General features: G+C 36.9%; 21 protein-coding genes. 12 read left to right on the forward strand and 9 right to left on the reverse strand.

From position 1 onward, the window contains the following. Positions 1-7 precede the first annotated feature (7 nt). From J1905_RS03170 to J1905_RS03195, 6 genes are all read left to right on the forward strand, one after another. On the forward strand, positions 8-751 hold the full coding sequence (locus J1905_RS03170) for an ABC transporter ATP-binding protein (protein ID WP_214225784.1): 744 nt from the start codon (positions 8-10) through the stop codon (positions 749-751). Further along, on the forward strand, positions 751-1869 hold the full coding sequence (locus J1905_RS03175) for a glycosyltransferase family 4 protein (protein WP_214225785.1): 1119 nt from the start codon (positions 751-753) through the stop codon (positions 1867-1869). Before J1905_RS03170 ends, J1905_RS03175 begins: the two co-directional genes overlap by 1 nt. Continuing rightward, positions 1853-3232: an exosortase Y-associated Wzy-like protein gene (locus tag J1905_RS03180; RefSeq protein ID WP_502928689.1), complete on the forward strand. Its 1380-nt coding sequence runs from the start codon at positions 1853-1855 to the stop codon at positions 3230-3232. The genes J1905_RS03175 and J1905_RS03180 overlap by 17 nt, the downstream gene beginning before the upstream one ends. After that, positions 3213-4358, forward strand: a complete 1146-nt coding sequence (locus tag J1905_RS03185) for an XrtY-associated glycosyltransferase XYAG1 (protein ID WP_214225787.1) — start codon at positions 3213-3215, stop codon at positions 4356-4358. The genes J1905_RS03180 and J1905_RS03185 overlap by 20 nt, the downstream gene beginning before the upstream one ends. Further along, positions 4355-5785, forward strand: coding sequence for an exosortase Y (gene xrtY, locus J1905_RS23785; protein WP_214225788.1), 1431 nt, complete (start codon positions 4355-4357; stop codon positions 5783-5785). Before J1905_RS03185 ends, xrtY begins: the two co-directional genes overlap by 4 nt. A 197-nt stretch (positions 5786-5982) precedes the next feature. Further along, positions 5983-6399 carry a DUF1801 domain-containing protein gene (locus J1905_RS03195; protein ID WP_214225789.1) on the forward strand — a complete coding sequence of 139 codons (417 nt, stop codon included), beginning with the start codon at positions 5983-5985 and terminating at the stop codon, positions 6397-6399. A 72-nt stretch (positions 6400-6471) separates the two neighbouring features. Here the strand turns inward: J1905_RS03195 and J1905_RS03200 are convergent, their stop codons facing one another. From J1905_RS03200 to J1905_RS03215, 4 genes are read right to left on the reverse strand one after another with little or no spacing between them, the layout of a single operon-like run. Beyond that, positions 6472-6852, reverse strand: a complete 381-nt coding sequence (locus J1905_RS03200) for a c-type cytochrome (RefSeq protein ID WP_214225790.1) — start codon at positions 6850-6852, stop codon at positions 6472-6474. Between the two features lie 59 nt (positions 6853-6911). After that, complete coding sequence (locus tag J1905_RS03205; RefSeq protein ID WP_214225791.1) at positions 6912-8027, reverse strand: Gfo/Idh/MocA family protein; 1116 nt, start codon at positions 8025-8027, stop codon at positions 6912-6914. Positions 8028-8060: 33 nt separating this feature from the next. Then, positions 8061-8918, reverse strand: coding sequence for a sugar phosphate isomerase/epimerase family protein (locus J1905_RS03210; protein WP_214225792.1), 858 nt, complete (start codon positions 8916-8918; stop codon positions 8061-8063). An 18-nt stretch (positions 8919-8936) separates the two neighbouring features. After that, positions 8937-11963 (reverse strand): PVC-type heme-binding CxxCH protein, encoded by a 3027-nt coding sequence (locus tag J1905_RS03215; protein WP_214225793.1) that lies wholly within the window; start codon positions 11961-11963, stop codon positions 8937-8939. 122 nt (positions 11964-12085) lie between these two features. On the opposite strand from J1905_RS03215, the gene J1905_RS03220 reads away from it, so the two are divergent. The 6 genes from J1905_RS03220 to J1905_RS03245 all read left to right on the forward strand — a co-directional run bounded on the left by J1905_RS03220 (position 12086) and on the right by J1905_RS03245 (position 18653). Further along, the gene (locus tag J1905_RS03220) at positions 12086-12964 is read left to right on the forward strand and encodes an AraC family transcriptional regulator (RefSeq protein ID WP_214225794.1); all 879 of its coding nucleotides are present in this window, start codon (positions 12086-12088) and stop codon (positions 12962-12964) included. 262 nt (positions 12965-13226) lie between these two features. Next, a complete protein-coding gene (locus J1905_RS03225) occupies positions 13227-13433 on the forward strand; it encodes a hypothetical protein (protein ID WP_173092954.1) in 207 nt (68 codons plus the stop codon). A 63-nt stretch (positions 13434-13496) separates the two neighbouring features. Further along, on the forward strand, positions 13497-14669 hold the full coding sequence (locus J1905_RS03230; protein ID WP_173092952.1) for an HlyD family secretion protein: 1173 nt from the start codon (positions 13497-13499) through the stop codon (positions 14667-14669). 7 nt (positions 14670-14676) lie between these two features. Continuing rightward, positions 14677-16842: a peptidase domain-containing ABC transporter gene (locus J1905_RS03235; RefSeq protein ID WP_214225795.1), complete on the forward strand. Its 2166-nt coding sequence runs from the start codon at positions 14677-14679 to the stop codon at positions 16840-16842. A 94-nt stretch (positions 16843-16936) separates the two neighbouring features. Then, the gene (locus tag J1905_RS03240) at positions 16937-17368 is read left to right on the forward strand and encodes an SRPBCC family protein (RefSeq protein ID WP_214225796.1); all 432 of its coding nucleotides are present in this window, start codon (positions 16937-16939) and stop codon (positions 17366-17368) included. Positions 17369-17420: 52 nt separating this feature from the next. After that, positions 17421-18653, forward strand: a complete 1233-nt coding sequence (locus J1905_RS03245; RefSeq protein WP_214225797.1) for a TCR/Tet family MFS transporter — start codon at positions 17421-17423, stop codon at positions 18651-18653. On the opposite strand, the gene obgE is transcribed toward J1905_RS03245, so the two are convergent. The 5 genes from obgE to J1905_RS03270 all read right to left on the reverse strand — a co-directional run bounded on the left by obgE (position 18650) and on the right by J1905_RS03270 (position 24251). Continuing rightward, positions 18650-19648 carry a GTPase ObgE gene (gene obgE / locus J1905_RS03250; protein ID WP_214225798.1) on the reverse strand — a complete coding sequence of 333 codons (999 nt, stop codon included), beginning with the start codon at positions 19646-19648 and terminating at the stop codon, positions 18650-18652. The genes J1905_RS03245 and obgE overlap by 4 nt on opposite strands. 102 nt (positions 19649-19750) lie before the next feature. Next, positions 19751-20320, reverse strand: coding sequence for an adenylate kinase (locus J1905_RS03255; RefSeq protein WP_214225799.1), 570 nt, complete (start codon positions 20318-20320; stop codon positions 19751-19753). Between the two features lie 338 nt (positions 20321-20658). Then, complete coding sequence (locus tag J1905_RS03260) at positions 20659-22173, reverse strand: right-handed parallel beta-helix repeat-containing protein (RefSeq protein WP_214225800.1); 1515 nt, start codon at positions 22171-22173, stop codon at positions 20659-20661. 136 nt (positions 22174-22309) lie between these two features. After that, positions 22310-23410, reverse strand: coding sequence for a glycoside hydrolase family 2 TIM barrel-domain containing protein (locus J1905_RS03265; RefSeq protein WP_214225801.1), 1101 nt, complete (start codon positions 23408-23410; stop codon positions 22310-22312). 25 nt (positions 23411-23435) lie between these two features. After that, entirely contained in the window at positions 23436-24251 is an 816-nt protein-coding gene (locus J1905_RS03270; RefSeq protein ID WP_214225802.1) for a phytanoyl-CoA dioxygenase family protein, read from the reverse strand. Between the last annotated feature and the right edge of the window lie 74 nt (positions 24252-24325).

Genomic DNA, 24325 nt, shown 5'->3' on the forward strand with positions numbered 1-24325 from the left:
CATGACTATGGGCAACATTGTAATCCGCGTAGAGAATATTTCTAAAGTTTACCAACTTGGACAGATAGGTAGCCGAAGTATTAGCCGAGATTTTGAAAGTTGGCGTGCTAGAATTAGCGGAAAAAGCAATCCTCATTCTCGTATAAATGAAACAGGATGTAGAATACCAGACTCTGGTTTATTTTGGGCTTTAAAGGATATTCATTTTGAAATTGAAAAGGGAGAAAGGGTTGCCATTATTGGAAGTAACGGCGCGGGCAAGAGTACTTTACTAAAAATTTTAAGCAGAATTACTGCACCGACCAATGGAAAAATTACGGGTAAAGGCCGTATTGCAAGTCTATTAGAGATAGGCACTGGCTTTCATCCTGAATTAACAGGGGCAGAGAATATATTTCTAAATGGAGCCATGCTTGGTATGCGAAGATCGGAAGTCAGAGGAAAATTCAATGAGATTGTTGGTTTTGCAGAAATCGAAAAACACATACAAACGCCTGTAAAAAGATACTCTTCAGGCATGTATATGCGCCTTGCATTTTCAGTGGCTGCACATCTCGAATCAGAGATAGTGATAATGGATGAAGTATTGGCGGTTGGCGACAAAACCTTCCAACAAAAATGTATCGGTAAGATGCAACAAATCAGCAAAGAAGAAGGAAAGACTATACTCATGGTGAGTCACAACTCCAACGACACAGAACACCTGTTTAGCAAGAAAATACTATTAACAAATGGCCAAATATTACACTGATGAAACTGGCAATTATCTGTACACATCCGATCCAATATTACGTTCCGGTCTTTAAGCTTCTGGCTCAAAAAATTGAACTGAAGGTTTTTTATACTGCAGGTAAAGACAAACATTTTGACAAGGGTTTTAACCAGGCACTCAATTGGGACATTCCTTTATTTGACGGCTACCTGTTTGAATTCTTACTTAATACTGCAAAAGAACAAGGTTCACATCATTTTATGGGCATCAAGAACCCAGATGCAACAAAACACATTTCAAGTTTCGCCCCTAATTATATACTTGTCTACGGATGGGCCTACTTTAGTCATCTTAAGATATTACAACATTTTAAAGGAAAAATGCCAATACTCTTTCGAGGTGATTCTACATTATTGAACAAGCAATCTATTTTTAAAGATTTATTAAAAAGGATTGCGCTCAAATACGTTTACAGTCGGATAGATAAAGCTTTCTATGTGGGCGCAAATAACAAAGCCTATTTCAGAAAGTATGGACTAAAAGAAGAGCAGCTAATATTCGCTCCTCATGCGGTGGACAATGAGCGCTTTTCAAGAAAATCGGCATCTGACATCAGGCTCCAACTGCATATTCAAGAGCAGAAGATATTGATACTATTTGCCGGTAAATTCGAGTCAATCAAAAATCCTGAATTGCTACTGAACGCGTTTACAGCGCTCAATCTTTTAAATGTCCATTTACTTTATGTGGGGAGTGGAGTGTTAGAAACAAAATTAAGATCGATAGCTGTCGGTTACAGAAACATACATTTTATGCCATTTCAAAACCAAAGTATAATGCCGACAGTGTATCAGGCATGCGATTTATTCTGTTTACCCTCAAATAACGATTCCTGGGGATTGGCTGTAAATGAAGCAATGGCCGCCGGAAAAGCCATATTAGTTTCTGACAAAACCGGATCAGCAATAGATTTAGTGCGAGAGCTTAATGGCAATATATTTCAAAGCGGTAATCTAGAGGACTTAAAAAGCAAACTATTGGAACTTGTTTCCAATCGGGAACAGTTACGCTTAAAAGGAAAACACTCTGAAGAGATTATTTCTTCATGGAATTTTGAAAACCAGGTAAAAAACATACTGAATGCGATCGCCAATTAGCCTTTTAATTCTCATTTACATGCCTTTGATATTAGCAGAAATTACAGGATTCTATCCTGCATTATCTTATTCTATTGCCTGGGTAGGTTCATCTTTAATATTTTACTTAACACTCTTCTCCCCTTTCAGGTACCTGAGTCATGATTTGCCATTGCAATATCAGATCATGCGACCCATTATTTTGATACAATTAATTTTTGCCGGGTTTATGTGCTGTACCTCTATATTTTACTTTACAGATCACTTTGATTCCGAATCACTATCAAATATTGCTAAATGTCAACGGCTTGCACTTTTGGCTCATGCAGCTATTGTCACAGGAATGATTCTGCTCACTAAACCACTTCCTATAATAAAATATAAACTTATTAGTTCAGAAGGATTACTCTATAAACTCTGCATCATTTGTTATGTTATCAGTTCTATATTAAACTATGCACCTGCACTAATTCAGTTCAAACATTCGCTTCTATTTATTTCTATTACATCCAGTGCCTACCTATTGATAAAAGGCATGATAAACTGCTTACCAATACCTCTTATTTTTGGAGGTATTTCTTTCGGATTAAACATCTTAAACTCTACCCTCACCGGCTATAAAGAGAGCATTATCATCAACGTTTTGCTACTTGGGTTTTTAGCTTTTCCTTATTACAAGAAAACCATATTAACCTTGGCAATACCATGCATTTATCTTTTAATGTATGCCTTACCAACATTTACATCTGTCATCAGAGCACAATCCTGGCTATCAGGAAAACCTAAAGAATTAGCCAGACAAGAAGCATATCAGACTTTTTTTGATGAAAACAAAGAAGACCTGATCAACACCACTAACAAAGAATTCTTAACCAATCGCTTAAGTGAAATAGGGATGTTTACCCAATATGTAAAACAAGTTCCAAATCAACATCCTTACTATGGATTAGAAATTTTAACCAATTCTCTTTTAGCATTAATTCCAAGAGCTTTTTGGGAAGAAAAACCAGATACAGAAAAAGTTGCGATGGAAAGAGTATACGTACTAAATGTTGCAAATAGGTTATCAAATGTATCTGCTAAAACTAGGCCGGTGGTAGATGGATACCTCAGTGGAGGTGCCTTTGGTGTATTTATCGTTATGCTTACTTATGGACTAACTACTCAATGGCTTTGCAATACGGCAGAAAAACTTTTTGGAGGATATCAATTGGGCTGTATCATCATGTTTAATAGCATATTTCAACAATTATGGCGAGGTAATACCTTCGAGTTTTTACTCAACAACATACTTTATGGCTATGTCCTTATGCTAATTATATTCTGGACAATGAGAATAACAAAACTACTTAACCCAATAACAGATGAGGATTATACATATTAGCCCGTCATACAAACCATCTTTCATTTATGGAGGTCCAACTATATCTATAGCTAAACTATGTGAAGTATTATCTAAAAGATGTATGGTCGAGGTTATGACAACAACCGCTAACGGCAAAACAGAATTACCGGTTTCCTCTCACAGCCCTGTAATTGTTGACGGAGTACGTGTGCAGTATTTCAATCGCATTACAAAAGACCACACACATTTTTCTCCGCACTTATTGTGGGATCTATATAAACGACTCTGTAATAGCAAAACCAAAATGATTATACACATTCATTCCTGGTGGAATCTTGTTGCCATTCTCTCCTGTATTACAGCTAAAATAACCAACACGCCCGTCATTTTATCCCCTAGAGGAATGCTTACTTCATACACGTTCAATAACAGAAACGCTATTTACAAATTACTAATTCACCACATTATTGGAAAGTTTTTAATCACTACCTGCCATGTCCACGCAACAAGCGATCAGGAAAAACAGGATGTACTTAAAATTTCGAGTCCCAAAAGCATTAATGTGATTCCAAATTTCATTACCACACCACCAGCCTATTCATTTAAACCTTTCATCCCCTCAATAGCTTTACCTTTTAAATTGATTTTTCTTTCAAGAATTGAAGAAAAAAAAGGATTGGAACTATTGTTCGAATCTTTAGCCAAATGCGCCTTCCCTTGGCAGCTAACAATTGCGGGAATGGGAGAACCCACGTATATTGAAAAACTGAAAGCACTTTCTCAATCACTAAAGATATCCGCCTCACTCATTTGGGCAGGATACATAACCAATGAAGAAAAGCATAAAGTCTTGAGCAATCACAACCTGCTTGTACTCTTTTCTTACAATGAGAATTTCGCAAACGTTGTTACAGAAAGTCTTCTTAGCGGGACACCGGTTGCAATTTCCATGAAAGTGGGATTATCAGATTATATAAAAGCGAATGATCTTGGATGGGTTTCAGAAATGAATCAAGCCGCGATAACAAGTACATTACATGAGGCATTTCTGGATGTAAAAAAAAGATTAAGGATTAGCAAATCAGCACCCTCATTAATAAAAGCCCACTTTTCAGAAGAACAAATTCTAAATCAATATTTACAGCTTTATCAGAATTTATTGTGAGTAATCCACATTTCTCCTTTATTATTTTAACCTTCAATGAAGAGATGCATCTCCCAAGGTTACTCAACTCTATTAATTCGTTAAATGCTTCAACCTATGTTTTAGATTCAGGTAGCACAGACAGCACGCTCAAAATATGTGCTGATCATAATATTGAGGTAATTGTTCATCCATTTGAAAACCACCCAATGCAATGGGATATCGCTTTAAAATCTTTTGCCATTAAAACACCTTGGGTTATAGGCCTCGATGCAGATCAAATTGTAGCTCCAGAACTTTACAGGCTTCTTGAAAAGTTTAAAAACAACAATTATTTAAATACGAATGGCATATACTTTAATCGTAAAAGTTATTTCAAAGGAAGCTGGATAAAACATGGTGGATTTTACCCCAAATATTTACTAAAAATGTTCAGATATAACATTGGGTATTCAGATTTGACCGAAAAGATGGACCATCGTTTTCAGGTACCTGGAAAAACAATAATTTGGAAAAGCGGTCACCTCATAGAAGAAAACCTCAAAGACAATAACATTTGTTTTTGGGTAGAAAAACACAACAGATATAGCGATCTGCTTGCAAAAGAAGAAGTACTGCGAAAAAACAAAGACTTAAAATCATCAATTAAAGCTAATCTATTTGGTTCACCAAATCATCGGACTGCATTCTTTAAAAGAATATGGTGGCAAATGCCTCCTTACTTCAGACCGCTAATATATCTTATCTATCGCCTGGTTTTTCGTTTAGGAATTTTAGACGGCAAAAATGGGGTCATCTACCATTTTCTCCAGGGATTTTGGTTCAGGCTAATTGTTGACATAAAAATCGAAGAATTATCAGCACCTGGAAAAACTAATACCTCTTATCGCTTTCTCTTTAATTTCTTAGGCCTTTTTTTCTTGTTTTATAGCTTTAATATTCTCTACATTGGAGCAACTACTAAAGGAGGAATTTACTTCCCCTTTTTAGATCAGCATTTAAACTACATTAAGCTTTGGCGACAATTCTGTATTTCTACTTCTGCCCAAACTTTGAAGAGTCTGGGATATATCGTTCACGTTAACAACGCCGGTTTAAGTATCGAAAATCATTCGGGATTTCGACTAATATACTCCTGTCTGGGATATGGAATTATGAGTTGCTTTGCAGCGTTTGTAATTGCATATCCAAAAACACTAAGTTCCAGACTAATATTTCTAAGTATTGGATTAGTTACTATACAATTATTAAACACGTTAAGATTGGTATTAATATCTATTTATTACAAATCCTATCATGCCTTCAACATTGATCATCACACTGTTTTCAATTCGACTTTATATGTCATACTTCTTGGAATCACTTATCTCTGGCTAAATCAGCAGCAAAGAAAATCACCGGGTAAAATTCACACCTTACTTATACGGTATACTTGCCGTAAAATCTAAGATACGCAAACAGAATATTTAATATAATTACCTATATTTAAGCTCCATACAAGTTTTCTCATACGTTCTTTATTTGTCATAAATAACCACTCAAAATGTCGTTTATACACCACATAAAATCTGCTTTTGTAGCATAAATTTACTATTGCAGAAAATATCACGCTAAGTACTAATCAAAAAATCAACCATCTCAAAATATGACTATCTCTAAAACCGCCACAAATTCAAATAAGGTAAGTGCACACATCAAAAGATTAGAGCAACCTATCGCAGCCACAACGCAGTATATACGGCAGATCATTTTAAGTACAGACAAAGAAATTGGAGAACAAATAAAATGGAACTCGCCCTGCTTCTATTATACAGGCCCGATGAAACCCTTTGACCCTAAAGAATATAAAAGAGATATTGTGGTAGTAAACCTACATAAAGGCAATATATTATTGGTTTTTCCTACCGGTGCGAAAGTTAATGATACCACCGGCTTACTTGAAGGCAACTTTCCTGATGGCAGAAAATTAGTAAGGTTTAAAGATCTTGATGATGTAAAAGCTAAACAGGATTCACTAAAAGCAATAATTACCGAATGGCTTAAACTAGTAGAAGTTAATTAGAAAAAGAGCTAATTAGAAAAAGCTCTAAACTAAAAAGAGGGTGTAAAATACACCCTCTTTTTAGTTTAGAAATTACTTGGTAGCAAGTATATACTTTACAATTTTCTCAGCGTCTCCCTGAGTAACAGAAGGGTGTGGTGCCATAGGTATTTCACCCCATACTCCACTTCCACCTTTAATTACTTTTTTAGCTAGCAGAGTAACGTTAGCCGGTGTTGCAGGATATTTCTTTGCAATATCTGAATACGCTGGTCCTACAAGTTTTTCAGTTGGTTTGTGACATGCAAAGCAATCTGATTTTGCAATCAATGCTTTTCCCTGTGCAATATCTGCAGGTGATGAAACACCAGATGCCGGTTTAGCCCCCACTTTACCGGTTTTCTTAGTTTGTGCGTAGCTACTTGAGCATACAGCAAAAACAGAACAAATTAAAAAGACAAAGCTCTTTTTCATATTTAATACATTAAAATTAATTGAGTTCGGTTCATTTGATAATGCAAATAAACTAATTTTTATGATTTAAACGTGAAATCTGGCAAAGGAATTATTTCTCCCCCCTTCATTGCAGATTCATGTGCCAAAATACCTACACAGGTAATGTTCGCAGATTCCTGTGCATCAGGGTATGGAGCTCTGTTTTCAATCAATGCATTTAAAAACTCATTTACAAGATGTGGATGTGAACCACCATGACCAGAGCCCTGAATAAATGAAAGGTGTTGATTATCTTCAGAATCATATACACCCGCAGTTGTAAAATGCTGAATTTCTTTAGGCAGAAGATGTGCATAATCAGGAATCTTCACTTTTTCAGGAGATTCACCGGTATGAATTACGCTATCTTCATGTTCAACCAATGTCCATTCAAAAGATTTTTTAGACCCATACACATCAAAACTTTCACGGTATTGTCTTGCAGTATTAAACAGCGATCGTGTAACTTCTGCAGACAAATCCGAATCACGATATTTGATATGACAAGTTTCAATAGCAAACGGAGAACCATATTTCTCAATAAGATTATCATCAATTTTACCTGAACCAAAACATGAAACGTAAGCTGCCTGTGCCTTTGGTAATGCCAATACTGGCCCTACACAATGTGTTGCATAATGCATAGGTGGCAAACCTTCCCAATACCCAGGCCAACCTGCCATCTCCTGCTGATGAGACGCTCTTAGGAATTGGATTTTACCCAGTTCACCTTTTTCGTAAAGCTCCTTTACAAAAAGAAATTCGCGACTGTAGATAACAGTTTCCATCATCATATAGGTTAATCCGGTTTCTTTAACAGCCTCAACAATCTGGCGGCATTCCTCAACCGTAGTAGCCATAGGCACTGTACACGCCACATGTTTACCGGCTCTTAAGGCTGCAATAGATTGTTCTGCATGATTTTGTATTGGCGTATTGATGTGAATCGCGTCTACATTAGGATCTTTAAGCAATTCCTCATAGCTGGCATATCTTTTCTCTATTCCAAATGCATCTCCTATTTCTTTTAATTTTTCAGGATTACGCTGGCATATAGCGTACATATTTGCATACGGATGTTTTTGATAAATTGGAATGAATTCTGCACCGAATCCAAGTCCTACAATAGCAATGTTTACTTTTTTCTGATTCATCTTATTATTACGATAGTGTGTTTTCTTGGTTTGTTATTTACTCCAATTTCTTAAAAAACTAATTCCTTCGTCAGCAAAATTATCCTGACTTGAAGCAAGGGGACGCCAGATGCAAACCGCTCCGGCCAATTCTTTTATTTCAGGAGTGAAACTTTCAATAGAAACTGCTCCCTGATAGTTGATAGCCTCTAAACCCCTTTTAAAAGTATCCCATCTGGTTTGACCCGTACCCGGAGTACCTCTGTAATTTTCCGAAACCTGTACGTGAAGAAGATTATCTCCTGCCAATAAGATTGCTCTTTCTATATCAGGTTCCTCAATATTCATATGAAAACCATCCAACAATATTTTCGCTGCAGGATGGCCAATATCATTGATCAACTGAACAACATCTTCTGCAGTATTGATCAGATCAGACTCGAAACGATTTAAAGGCTCTATAGCCAATTGAAGACCCCTTTCATCTGCCATTTCACCAACCTTATAAAGATTGGCAACAGCTCTGTCCCACTCTATTTTTTTCTGTTCAGGCGAAACCAAACGTGCTTTACCTACAGCAGAATACATTGGGCCTGCAAAAAAACCTGCTCCAAGTTCATACGCTATTTCCAGGCATGATTCTATATAATCAAAACTGGTATTATGATAGTTCACATCATCATGTGTTAAATCTCTTGTAGGTCCAAATGCCCCACAAATGGCTGCTTCCAGATCAAGTTCTTTAAGCGCTTCTTTAACACTTTTTACATCAATTAAATCAGGGTCTTCAACCGGTATTTCTACCAAATCATACCCCATACTTTTAATCTTTGAAAACAATGAAATGGTATCTGTTTTAAAGGGCGATGTCCATAACCACGTACTAACACCCAACTTAATATTTAAACTCATAATATACCCTTGCTCTAATTATTTGGTTACTTTCATTATACCATTCATGATACTCCAATGCCCAGGGAAAGTACACACAAAAGGATAGTCTCCTGGTTTATCAGGTGCTGTAAACTGCAAAACAACTTTGTCTTCCGGATTCAACAACTTGGTTGAAAACAAAATTTCAGGGATAGCAGGCACATAATTTTTCTCTGCACCATTAGGATCTTTCGCCATTTCATCAGCTGCTGCACCAACTTTTTTAAGTGTACCAGGTTTAGCGATTACCATATTGTGCTGCATAAAATCAGGATTTTCCAGGTTGATAGTTACTGTTTGTCCTGCTTTTACAGTGAATGAGGTTTTATTAAACTTCATCACGTGCTCAACAACCTTAATATTGATCACCACTTCATTAGCAGGATTTGCAGAATGATGCTCCTTTTCAGACGCGACAACTTCTTTAGTTTTTACATTCGGAAGAATTTCTTTAACGATTGTCTGAATATATGGCGACTGACTTGAAGCAGTTTTAGACATTGCTAAAAATCCTTCATGATGCAGTAATGCTGCTGTGTACAATGCCTGAGCAACATACTTATCCTTTGTATTTACTGGATCTGCAGCCGCTTCATATAAAAGGTGGCCAAGGTGAACGGAAGCCGGCATATCTGATATGGCAAGTATAGCAGCTAATCTTACACGCAAATCTTTATCCTTAAGTAAATTGGCTTTTTGGATTAGCCCAATCATTGCATTGTCTTTTGGAAGCGCTTGAATTACTGCTTTTCTTACACCAGCCGCCAGATGATTTAATGCCGACTGCACTATTTTTAAAGCTTCAGCATTAGATCCATCTAAAGTACCTAATCCTTGTAAAGTCCAGATTGCATTTACAGCAGGTCCATTTAAGCCTATTTCGTCAACCTTTTGGCTGTTAATGATTTTGTAAAGACCAGGCAAAACTGACAAGTTTTTAGATTCTACCAGTAAGCGCTGAGCTGTCATCCTCCAGAATAAATTATCATTTTCCAAAGCTGACAATAATCCTTCAGGATTGTCTTTAGACAGCTTAATAGGAGTGTAAGGTTTTGCGTTTTTATATTTAATTCTATAAACACGACCGCGCACACGATCACGCAGTGGGTTTATATAAGCATTACCTTCACCATTCTCAAATCCACGAGGTGTAGGGTTATGCTGAATGATGAAATCGTACCAGTCTGCCACCCATACTGCGCCATCAGGTCCAACTTCGGCATGCACCGGGCCTACCCATTCATCAGAACTTGCTAAAAAGTTCCAGCCATCTTTTTCAATAAATCCGGCACCTTCTTTTTCAAGTATTGCACTGTGGATTACACGACCAGTAGGCTCACAAACAAAAGCTGTTCTATTCCAATAGCTTTTAGGGAAATTTCTGGCTGTATAAAAATTATGCCCTGCCGCAGCAGTGAAACCACCATGCACATCCACCTGCCTTAAATTTGGAAACACCACATGCATCTCATAATGCCCATCAATCTTTTGAACTGACTGAACATTAGAACCCGGCAATACTTTATGCATATACTTTTCAGGCATCGAGAAAAATGCTGTATGTGTATTATTGGCTGTAGAAATAAATACGTCGTTATCTTCTGTAAAGGCTAATCCCCACGTGTTATTACTTGTTCTGCCTTTAAAATCGAAGTTCTTACCATCAGGACTGAAACTGTAAACACCCTGACCAAACTTTAAATTCTGATCGCCAATTTTACCCTCAAAACCGGCATAGCCTACAACTCCCCAGATCTTATTATCAAAGCCATATTTTAAATTAGATGGCCCTGCGTGAGTATCGCTTTTACCCCAACCAGTAATAAGATTCTCACGAACATCAGCTTTATCATCACCATTGGTATCCTTTAAGAAAATAAAATTAGGAGCCTGAGCAACTATGACACCCCCATTTGAAAACATGATACTTGTAGGGATGTTCAAGCCATCGGCAAAAATTGTAAACTTATCGGCCTTGCCATCTCCATCGGTATCCTCACAGATTTTTATTCTATCATCACCTTTACCATCTTTATTTCTTATTGTATTTGGATAGTCAATAGTCTCTATTACCCACAACCTACCCTTTTCATCCCATGCCATTGAAATAGGATTGATAATATCAGGTTCTGAAGCAAATAACTGTATATCAAAATCTACCGGAACCTGAATGCGCTTTTGAGATTCTGCAGCTGTAAAAGCATGCTGAAACCTTGGTGCAGGGTTACGATTTTCGTAATTAGGTATGTTAGCATCTGAATATACACCTACCGGAATTTTATAGTCTAAGATTTGTTTTTGAACCTTATCTCCCAATGCCCATAGTACCCCGTTTCCGATAAGTTTTATAAAATCAGGCTGTTTCCAGGTACTGTCATTGTGACCACTTGCAGTATAAAATACCCTACCCTTACCTTGTTTACGAACCCAGGTATACGGCTCATGTAAGTCGCCCTCCACACGTTCCTGCAAAACGGTCATATCTGGATTTAACTTCGTATGAACATAAGTTTCGTCCCATGATGAAAAAGGGCTAACTCCCTTCATAACCGGATGATTTTTGTTTACAGTTACCGCAGAGAACACCCCCGTTTTATGCGTACTAAACTGTCCACCGACAGCCTTAATGTACCAATCAGAATTTTGAAAGCAGAATGATGCAGAATGGATAGGTATCAATGCTTTTCCACCTTCTACAAAATCTTTAAGCGCTTTTTCCTTATCTGGTGTAATGGTATCATAGTTGCCATAAATAATTACACCATCGTACTTATTAAGTGTTTCTGAGTTTAATAAACTTGTATCTGCTGTATAAGTAACGTTAATGCCCAACTCAAAAAGAGGACTGATTAGCATTGGTGCAAGTTTTGATGAATTGTGATGGGTGCTTTCATTCCCCAAAAATAAAACTTCAGCTCTCCGAGGATACTGCTTTTCTGTGTTTCCACCCACTACCCTTGTTTTATTGGAACAATATTGAAACAGGATACTACTTAGTACGATTAGAAAAATAATCTTTTTCATTTTGGCCATTCTTATATTTGGAAATACAAATAAGCCAATTATTATATCATTATTCTATCTAAATTTTATCAGATTCTAAGTCTATTTTGTCATTGACTTATTTTTACATACTTTCACATTAGATGAAAAGTATTGTTCAAAAATCAGCTATCCCATACTCCAAAGTACTGGTTGTAAAGCGACTGGAGGAATTAAATTTCGATCCCAACTTACACTTACATCCTGAATATCAATTATTTTTGGTACTAAAAGGTTGGGGAACACGCTTTATTGGAGATAACATTAAACCTTTTAATCCCGGCGACCTCGTATTTACAGGGCCAAACCTACCACACCTATGGAGGAACGACCCGGCGGATATTAAAAAGTTATCCAAAACATTAGGTATAGTGATCTACTTTCCCCAAAACTTCCTGGGGGATATCATCAATACAAAGGAGGAATTGGAGAACATCCGCTTACTATTTGAAAATGCAGGAAGAGGTTTGGAAATTCATGGTAAAACCAATAAGGTTGTCAGTAAAATGATGCAGGAATTACTTCATGCAAAAGGCGCAATTAGGATAATTATATTACTTCAAATCTTAAACACTCTAGCTGAGTCTACAGAATGTCATCCCATTACTCATGTTAATTATATCCCGATAAATAACAAAACGGAGTCTGACAGGATGAATAAGATCTATCATTACATTATGAAGAACTTTAAACATAAGATAAGCCTGGAGGTTATAGCCGATCTGATAAACATGACACCTACTTCATTTAGCAGATATTTCAAATCGAGGGTTAATAAGTCCTTTTCAGATTTCTTAAAAGAGCTAAGAATTGATTATGCACGCAAACTTCTGAATGAAAATAAAATCAGTATCAATAGTGTGAGTTATGATGCAGGCTACACAACTCTTTCTAATTTTAATAAGCAATTTAAAGAGGTAACAGGAAAAACTCCTCTTCAGTATAGGAATGAATACCTTAAAATCAGGACAGAAAGCATATAGAATTTTCGACTGCTGCAGACTGCACTAAATGAACAAATTGAACAAATTTGGGCACACCATTGATTTCTCTATTATACAAATGGTTTTAAAGCCAAAAACCCACATTTTAACTATGTAAGTTAACATATACTGTCTTTTGGAAGACCCTAGCTCAACATTGTTTTTTCACTTTTATTACTACTTTCGTTTCAGTGTTGGCCAACATAGGCGTATCCTGAAAAGCCTTTAATGAGTAAGGAATTTAATAATAACAACCCCTATTATGAACAAGTTAGAATTAAACAATCTTGGTGTTCAAGAAATGAACACAGCTGAAATGACAAAAGTTGAAGGTGGTGGTTTACTAGGTGGTATCTTAGATAGTCTTTTGACTTCTGTTGTAGGTACTGTAAACTCTGTAGCTGCTGATACTTCTTCTTTCTTAAGCAAAACATTAACAAATGTTTTGAAACTGGTTTGGAGCCTGTAAGAAAAAATATCTGTAACCGCCATTCTGAAATCCAGAGTGGTGGTTACTCTAATATCCCCCTATATGCCCCTGTCTACCTATTCCGCAGAAACAATTTCAAGTACCTCTCTTGTTTATCGATCACAAATCAATAAGTCAACTAAGCTAATATACCTAATTGCAGTATTTGCAATCCTTGGAACCTTTGCCGCTCTCCCATTTATTAAAACTCCAATCAGTGTAAAAAGCTCTGGTCTATTACAATCTTCAATTGAAAAAACTGAACTAACAATACCTGTAAACGGCAGACTTACCCTGCTTAAGCTTACAGATAATAAGAAACTTAAACAAGGCGATACACTCCTAATTATTGATGGAGCACTCCCCAAACAGCAAGGTGCTTTGGTACAGAACCGTCAGGGACAAATCGGACAGTTCCTGAAAGACATAAGTATGCTGTTGATTTACATTAACCGAAACGGATACAGTTATCCAAGTCTGCAGACAGGTCAATACAATGCTTCCTGGCAGCAATTTGCTCAAGAGCTTGAAAATGCAAGAATAGCAAAAAAGCAAGCCGAGAGCACCTTCAATCGATACAATAAGCTATACCAGAATAAAGTGCTTACAGAGTCTGAATACGACAAGTACAAATTTGAACTTGAACAGGCAGAATCTGCATTTTTAATGGTTAGTACAAAATATAAAACCCAATGGCAAACAGAGGCAAATCAATTGCGTAATGAATTGCGTGAGCTTTCTGGTCAGCAGGTAGAAATAAACGAACAAAAAAAGCAATACATATTAAGAGCACCAATAGCAGGCTCATTACAAAATTTAGTCGGCCTTCAAAAAGGCGCTTATGTTTTTGCCAATCAAAAAATAGGAGAAATATCTCCCGACACGAACATAACGGCCTTTTGCTATATCAAACCTGCTGATATTGGTTTAATAAAAAAAGGACAGCAGGTTCGTTTCCAAATAGATGCATTTAACTATAATCAATGGGGCTTAGCCGAAGGAAAAGTGCTGGACATTTCTGATGATATCATCATAATTAACAATAGCCAGCCCGTGTTTAAGGTAAAATGTAGTCTGGACAGGAATTATTTAGTTTTAAAAAATGGTTACAAAGGATATTTAAAAAAGGGTATGAATTTTACTGCCCGCTTTACTGTAACCGAAAGGAGTTTATATCAATTATTATACGATAAGGTAGATGATTGGGTAAATCCAAATGTTAGCGGAGCGATATGAGAAGGCTATGAGCATCAAAGTAAAACAACATGATATAACTGACTGTGGAGCAGCATGCCTTGCCTCTATAGCATCCCACTATAAATTAGATTTGCCTCTTGCACGTATCAGGCAACTTGCAGGTACAGACAAAAAGGGAACAAACGTACTTGGAATGGTAGAGGCTGCCGAAAAATTGGGCTTTGAGGCTAAAGGGGTTAAAGGTCCGTTTGATAGTCTCTTTAAAATTCCAAAACCGGCCGTTGCACATCTTATTGTTGAAAACATCCTACAACACTATGTGGTGATTTATAAAGTCACCAGTAAATATGTTGAGGTGATGGATCCTATTGATGGGCAGATGCATCGCAAAAGCCACGAGCTGTTCAAAAAAGAATGGACAGGTGCTTTAGTATTGCTTCTCCCTGCTGAAGAATTTCAGGCAGGCAACGAAAAAGTATCCGTACAAGGTCGCTTCTGGAATCTGATACGACCTCACAAAAGCATTCTTTTACAGGCATTATTTGGCGCTATTGTTTATACCATACTTGGATTATCTACTTCTGTATTTGTACAAAAGCTAGTCGATTTTGTTCTTGTAGATGGGAATAGGAATTTACTCAATTTAATGAGTATAGGAATGATTGTCATTCTGGCGCTTCAACTCTTTATAGGCACAGCTAAAACTATCTTCACCCTCAAAACAGGGCAAATGATAGATGCTCAACTGATACTGGGGTATTACAAACACTTATTAAAACTACCTCAACAGTTTTTTGACACCATGCGTGTCGGTGAGATCATTTCAAGGATTAATGATGCCGTAAAAATAAGAGCTTTCCTTAATGATGTGAGCATAAACTTCTTAGTAAACATCTTTATTGTGTTTTTCTCATTTATAATGATGTTTACCTATTACTGGAAGCTGGCCTTAATCATGCTGACAGTAATCCCTTTATACCTTCTGATCTACTACATTACCAATAAACTGAATAAAAAGGCTCAGAGAAAGCTAATGGAGGATTCAGCAGAATTGGAATCACAATTAGTTGAAAGCTTAAATGCTATAGGGACAATAAAGCGATTCGGTTTAGAGGGGCATGCTAATGAAAAAACTGAAACACGCTTTATAAATTTATTGCAAACAGGCTTTAAATCTAACATAAACTCCGTTTTTTCAGGAACCTCTTCTGAATTGGTGTCGCGATTACTTACTATCATCCTACTATGGGTAGGTGCTGGCTATGTATTGGAAAGTAAAATTACCCCAGGTGAACTGCTATCATTTTATACCCTCATAGGCTATTTCACCGGACCGGTATCTTCTTTGATTGGCATGAACAGAACCGTTCAGGATGCTGTTATTGCTGCTGACAGGCTATTTGAAATCATGGACCTGGAGCGAGAAAATGATGAGAATCAGATCGACCTTACACCTGATAAAATAGGTGACATTCATTTTGAAAATGTTTCTTTCCGTTATGGAACCAGGGTTACAGTTTTTGAAAACCTAAACTTAACCATACCTAAGGGAAAATTTACGGCCATAGTTGGAGAAAGTGGTTCGGGTAAATCAACCCTAATGTCTATACTGCAAAACATCTACCCTATCCAAAAAGGGAATGTTAGCATTGGCAAATACGACTTAAAATATATCCGCAACTCCTCGCTTAGAAATGTTGTTTCTGTAGTGCCGCAGAAAATTGATCTCTTCGCCGGAAACGTAATTGACAATATTGCAGTTGGTGATTATGAACCGGATATGCAAAGGATCATTGATATATCTACTCAACTTGGAATTATAGACTTTATAGAAACACTGCCTTCAGGATTCCAAACATACCTTGGAGAAAATGGCACTACCCTATCAGGCGGGCAAAGGCAGCGTATAGCAATAGCCAGAGCAATATATTGTAATCCAGAGATTCTTATCCTTGATGAAGCTACTTCCTCATTGGACTCAGCATCTGAGCAGCACGTGCAAAGAATGATTGAACTATTAAAGGCACAAAATAAAACTGTGATCGTTATAGCCCATCGCCTAAGCACACTAAACAATGCTGATAAGATCATTGTATTAGACAAAGGACTTGTGGTTGAAGAAGGAACTCATAATGAATTGTTATTTGACAAAAATTCTGCCTATGCAAATCTTTGGAAGTTACAAGTTCCTCAATTAACAAGTCAGCTCTAATATTCGTTTTATTCCAGGTAATCAAAAGGTTTCGCTTAAATTTAGAACTTAAAGGTTTCATATCTGTTAACTATTCAATAAACAAATAAATTCTATGAAAACGGAACCAATTGTAATTGAGAGAACACTTAATGCTTCAATAGATAGTGTTTGGCAAGCATTAACTGACAACCAAAAGATGAAACAATGGTATTTTGACATTGAGGAATTTGAACCGGAAGTTGGTTTCGAGTTTAAGTTTTATGGTGGAAGTGAAGAGAAAAAATACCTCCATATTTGTAAGGTAACTGAAGTAGTGCCCAACCATAAACTTATTTACAGTTGGCATTACGACAAGCAACCTGGCATGTCATATGTAACCTTCGAATTATCAGAAGAAGGAGAAAAAACGAGACTAAAGCTTACGCATGAGGGCTTGGAAAGCTTTCCTGCAGATAGGGATTCGGCATTTGCCAAAGACAATTTCACTGAAGGATGGAACATGATTATAGGCACTTTATTAAAGGAATATCTGGAGAAAGAATAATTTTCCCAAGCAAATGTTATACCTTGCGGGGTGTAAAACACTTCTACTATTTATGGCAACATCCCGAAAGGCTGCGTTAAGTTTCATTTTTATCACCTTACTACTTGATGTTATTGGCATTGGCCTTATCATCCCCGTATTTCCTCAGTTAATTGAACAGCTAATTGGCGGCAATATTAGTCAGGCATCTCAATGGAGTGGCTGGTTAACCTTTGCATATGCTATTATGCAATTTGTTTGCGCTCCCATCATCGGAAACCTAAGCGACAAATACGGTCGGCGACCAGTTCTACTTTTATCCTTATTGGGATTCGGAATAGATTATATTTTCCTTGCATTAGCTCCGACGATATGGTGGCTCTTTGTAGGCCGCATAATAGCCGGTGTTTTTGGTGCAAGTATGACTACTGCTACTGCATATATTGCAGATATTAGTACAAAAGAAAACCGCGCACAAAATTTCGGAATGATTGGAGCAGCCTTTGGAGTAGGCTTTATTATTGGCCCTGCTCTTGGAGGTTTACTTGGAGAAATTGGTCCACGTGTACCTTTTGTAGCTGCAGCAATATTAACTTTTGTTAATGTGATTTATGGCTATTTCGTACTACCGGAATCACTAGATAAAGAACATAGACGTGCATTTGAATGGAGAAGAGCTAACCCACTTGGCTCTTTGATGCAGCTTAGAAAATACAAAGGTCTTGGTGGCTTAATTATAGCGCTTGTTTTCCTTTATATAGCTAGTCATTCCGTGCAAAGCACATGGACATTTATCAATATCGAGAAGTTTAACTGGAGTACTTCAATGATAGGAATATCATTAACTGTAGTAGGTGTTCTTGTAGCTGCTGTGCAAGGTGGCTTAATCCGTTTCATTAATCCAAAATTGGGAAATGAAAAGAGCATTTATGTGGGGTTTCTGCTTTATGCAATAGGTCTTTTCCTGTTTGCCTTCGCTTCAGAAAGCTGGATGATGTTCGCTTTCCTGGTTCCTTATTGCCTTGGTGGTATTGCCGGTCCTGCTTTACAAGCAATTATGTCTGGCAATGTACCTCAAAACGAACAAGGAGAATTGCAGGGTGCATTAACAAGCTTAATGAGTGTAACCGCAATTATAGGCCCCATATTCATGACAAACTTATTTGCATGGTTTACAAGGCCCGGTGCGACAGTTAAATTTGCAGGAGCTCCATTTTTAGCCGGAGCTGTATTGATGCTAATTAGTGTGTTAATTGCTTATAGAACAATGAAAGGGCATTCATTTATAAATAGAAAGAATGCTTAGCTATTAATAGCTGCCCAAATCATATCTTTTAATTCAACTAATCCTTTTTGTGCTACAGATGAAATAAATATAGAGGGAATATTTTTAGGAAGTTCCTTCTTCATTTCTTCTACCAATTCCTCATCAAGCATATCTGATTTGGTAATAGCCAGTAAATGTGGCTTTTGCATAAGCTCAGAGTTATAATCCTTAAGTTCTGCCTTAAGTATTTCATACTCTTCAGTTATAGTTCTTTGTGTATCGGCAGGCACCATAAACAGCAATACAGAATTACGCTCTATATGCCTTAAAAACCTATAACCTAAACCTTTACCTTTAGAAGCACCCTCTATAATTCCAGGAATATCTGCCATTACAAAAGATTTGCTATCCCTGTAAGAAACAATACCTAAATTAGGTACAATCGTTGTAAAAGGATAATCTGCAATCTCTGGCTTAGCAGCTGATACTACAGACAACAAAGTCGATTTACCCGCATTAGGAAATCCAACCAGACCAACATCTGCAAGAACCTTAAGTTCAAGTACCATCCACTCTTCTTTACCTGATTCTCCTGGCTGTGCAAAACGGGGAGTTTGCAAAGTAGGTGTTTTAAAATGCCAGTTACCTAAACCGCCTCTTCCTCCAGAAGTAAGAATTTTGGTTTCACCCTCCTGAGTAATCTCAAAAAGAACTTCTCCGGTTTCAGCATCTTTAGCTATAGTACCAAGAGGAACATCAAGAATTTCATCCTTACCCTGTTTCCCTGTTGATGTACCACTAGAACCTGGTGCACCATCCTGAGCTATAATATGTTTACGATATTTTAAGTGAAGCAATGTCCAGAACTGAGTATTTCCCCTTAGTATGATGTGACCACCACGACCGCCATCACCACCATCAGGTCCACCAGTAGAAGTCCGTATATCCCGGTGCAAGTGTGCAGAGCCAGCCCCTCCTTTTCCAGAGCGACAGCATATTTTAACATAATCTACAAAATTGGAACCTTGTGACATAACCTTCTATTTAAAAAAAATAAACCTGAAAGAACCTTTCAGGGTATATGAAAATAGCGGGAAGAACTGAAAATCCGCCCCGCTATTTGTATTATTATTGAATTAGTATTTATCTATTACAGCGCTTAACTCAGCAAAAATGTCATCGATTTTTCCGATACCATTAACTTTACTTAGTTTCTGTTGTCCTTCATAGTAAGGTAAAACGTGAATAGTCTTACTGAAGTACTCTTCTATACGCTTTTGCAATTTATCAGCCTGATCATCAAGACGACCTGTCTCAATTTGTCTTTGCGCAATACGCTTAGTTAGCTCTTCCTGATCTACATCAAGTGCAATTACACCGGCAATTGAACTTCCTTTACTTACAAGAAACTCATCCAATGCTTCTGCCTGAGGAACAGTACGAGGAAACCCGTCGAATATAAATCCTTTAGCTCCAGGATTTTTATCAACTTCTTCTTCCAACATAGCGATTGTAATTTCATCAGGTACAAGTTGTCCTTCTGCAATCAGGGCACTTACTCTCTGTCCCAAAGGAGATTGATTCTTGATATGGGCCCTAAAAAGGTCGCCTGTTGAAATGTGAATTAACTGATACTTCTCAATTAATTTTTCTGATTGGGTGCCTTTGCCTGCACCCGGTGGGCCAAAGAGAACAAAATTAAGCATTCGGGTTGTCTTTAAAGTTAAAAAGCCTTCTGCGCAAGCAGTAAGGCTTTTGATTGTTATTTATACATTCACAGTTAAAAATCTCTGAGAAATTTATTGAAGATTTAATAAAATTAACTTCTACAAATAGAGATTTAACCATTCAAAATAATTTACTTATACCTATTAAATCAGTTGTGATAACTCTCCAGTTCTCAATTCATTAATCTCAATAAATACAGAGAAAAGAAGGTTACTTTTTAGCCTGCAAATATATAATTATTAATTTACTATATCCATTTTTTTACAAATAACCCCTATCAATGGCCATTGCAAGGTAATTAAGCCACTATTACCACCTATTGATAAGCTCCTTTACTAATCAAATTATTCGCAATTCGAGCTTTACCTTCTTTGTCAGTTGCCCCATTTACCGCAGTAGAAATAACCACTCCTGTATTTTTTGCAGATGATGCAGATTTAAGATGAAAATCATAAGCTACAGCATTTACAAACAGAGGATCTGTACCTGACAAAGAGCCATTATCATCTCCACAAGATACATTCCACAAAGCAAAATCAACATAAGGAACATTATTCCATCGCCAAATGCTTAACCCTTTAGAATAGTACAAATTATTGCTGACAACATTATTTGAACCACCAACAACCTGCTTATTAATAAATACGCCCCTATCTGGTCTAGAGTAAATAATGTTATTACTAATCACATTATCATTACAGTTTTCCGTTAACCTGATCTCACCTTCAACTTCATTCGAATAGCCCAAATCTTTGCTATTTTGATACAAAGTATTGTTAACTACGTAACATTTATTAGTCCCACCACCAGTATAACCAATATAGCCACCTAAATATATTCCTGCCAGTGAACAGTTGTAAACGAGGTTATTTCTTACAATACATTCCTGAGTAGGAAAATTATCTGTTTCGCTAACAATTCCAATACCACGACCGCTATCCCTGACCAAATTTCTTTCAACTACAATATTTCTTGCACCATCAATATAAATACCTATAGCTCCATTATGATCTTTAAAAGCAGGAATTGGGCCTGTTTTACCATCAATATTAAACACCACATTGTCCGCAATTATTCCATTACGAACATAATTATAAGCCGGATTAGGATTTGCAGCATAGCCACCCGCAGCCACAATGCCAATATTCTCGCCATTGTAAACCCTGTTTTTCCTGATCTCAAAGCCATCTACATAGCCATTTATAGTTAAGTTTTCGCTGTAGCCTGTATTGCAATCAAAAACCTCATTTTCTTCAACTAAAATTTTTGTAAGTGGAACTTCGGTATTACCAATTACATGTATTCCATGACCACTTCTCCCCTTTTCAGGAGCAGCATTATTCTCAATATTAAATACACGGTTCTTTTTTAAGGTAATGTTATTTGACCCGCCTTTTACTACTATCCCATCAACATTAGCCCATGCATTAGTAGTTTTAAAATCACAAATATCAAAGCCATCGATAACAATAAAGCTTACATTATTTACTGTAACCAATGCCTCATTACCTGATACAGAAAGGCCTTCACCGCTAATGACGGCCTTTTCCCCTTTGTAAGGTTTTAAAGTAATCACTTTACCTTTTTGGCCAGATTTAGAAAAAGAGACCTTTCCTTTGTAAATACCTGCCCTTACAAATACTGTAAAGCCAGGACTAACCAATTCAAGTCCTTTTTGAATGGTATTTACCGGAGCCTTCAGCGTTCCACTATTAGAATCATTTCCATTAACTGATACATAAATATCTTTTCCTGATGCTTCTAATCTATTAGAACCGGCTAAAAAACTTTTCTTATTTAAAGCAAACAGGCTCGTATAATTTAAAAACATAAGCCCCAAAAGGAATATGAATTTAAAACAACCCAACTTAAATGCAATCATTATAAAGATCCAATAAATAATTTCAAGGTCGAAACTACGAAAATTGGCACAAGTTGTTTACATTATTAATCCTTGGCTAACCCAATTACTTTTCGTGTTCCTTCAAATAACTACTATTCTTAGATTTTAAAGAAAAGTCTTTAAGTAATTCTATCTCATGTGAATCATATGGCGTGAAATCACCACGAAAAAGGTCATGTTGCCATACTGCAGGGACAGGATCAGCAGGGCGATGTCCCCATGGAAGATCAGTTTGCGTTTTACCATTTACCAGTCCCCATAAGATACATCCAACCTTTTCATTATAAAAAACAGCCAGATTATCTTTAATTACAGATCCATTAGGCCTATTCATCCATTCTGTATTAATTAATGGTCTGCCATGTGTTTTAAGTTCTGCAATTTGTTTAATCAGCTCATTTTTATTCCCATAATTATGGAAAGAAACGATATCTGAATTTGCAATGGCAATATCGTTCAATTGCTTATCTCCATTCCAGACATCAATTGTTAGCGGTTGAGAAGGGTTAACCTCCCTGGCCCATTTAGCCACCTTTTTAAGTAAAGGAAAACTAGCAGAGCCCAGTCCACCATTTGTAGGCTCATTATACAAATCCCAAATAAAAATACGTTGATCATCTTTAAACCTACCAATTACAGCTTTAACATATTTCTCAATTCGAGGATGCGTGGTAGAATCTACAACCATACTGTGCCCTGGACTTGGCGACCATGCCCATGCATACCATCCTTTAAGTGGCTCCGGCTGTTTACCTACTTTCGGATCATGATCAATTCCAAATACACAATCATCAAACAAGGCAGGCATAAATTTAATATTATGCTTATCGCAAATTGCCAAAAATTTATCAAGCGTATTTAAAAAGTATTCTGGGTCATCCTCATAAACTGCGTACTGAAGCACCGCCCTCAGGCAATTTAACCCGGTTTTTTGAGCCAATGCCAACTCTTTGTCAATAGCTTTAGCATCAAAACTAGTCTTATCCCACATAGCAGTATAGTTAATAGCATAAGCTGGGATGTAGTTAAAGCCGCAATAAAACGGCTGTTTATTGTACCACTCCCATATTTTCTGCTTAGACCATCGTTGGTCCGTTTGTGCTATGGCAGGGCAAACCAATAGCAATAGCAGCAACAAATTTATTGCGTAAAATACCTTTCTCATTACGAAGTTTAAATATTGATTGCCCTTAAAGCACTAATGGATTGATCTCTGATTGAACCAAACCACCTATCGGAGCATTCATCAACCAACGTTCACGGTCATTTACCTGCCAGCTATTTTTTGGATCAGCTACCCTTGCTCCATCAGCAACATAAATAATCGTCATTACCTCCCTCATAATATCAGATTGATTACCAGGAGCACTATGAATAGTGTTTCCATAATGCCAGGTTGCATCCCCAGCCTGCATGGTAGATGAACGCATGATCGGAAAACCATTGTCCTTTACATACTTCTCATACTCAGATTCAGATTCGTCAGAAATTTCATAGTTAAACACTACCCCTTTCTTATGAGAATCAGAAGCAAAAGTTAGCATTCCCATTTCTACATCAATATCTACCAAAGGCATCCACATTGTGACCGTGTTATGCGTATCCAAAGGCCAATAATATTGATCTTGATGCCATGGAGTAGGTCCTCCTCCAGGTTCTTTAAACAAAGCCTGATCATGATAAATGCGTACATTTTCAACACCCAATAAGTCTGCAGCAATTTTACCCATACGCTTAGCAAGTGTAAATTTCTTTGCCTGTTCATCTACTTCCCACAAATTCATGATCTGCAAAAAAGCTTTACCATAAGTATCCCTCTCAGATAAATCTCTCTTTTCTGTATTATATTTATCAGCTGCATTTTTTATTACATCTCTGTAAATAAGCACTTCTTCAGCATTAAGAACATTTGGAATTAAAACATGACCGTTTTGGCGAAACTCTGCAGCTTGTGCATAAGTTAAGTCATGAAACTGGTCTAATTCGGGCAATTTAATTGTCGACATGGCTCTATTTAGTTTAGGTTAACATTTGGTGTTACTATTACTAAATAACTGTTTATATCTAGTTTGCAAAAGGA

Source organism: Pedobacter sp. B4-66 (assembly GCF_018492665.1).
Taxonomy (GTDB): Bacteria; Bacteroidota; Bacteroidia; order Sphingobacteriales; family Sphingobacteriaceae; genus Pedobacter.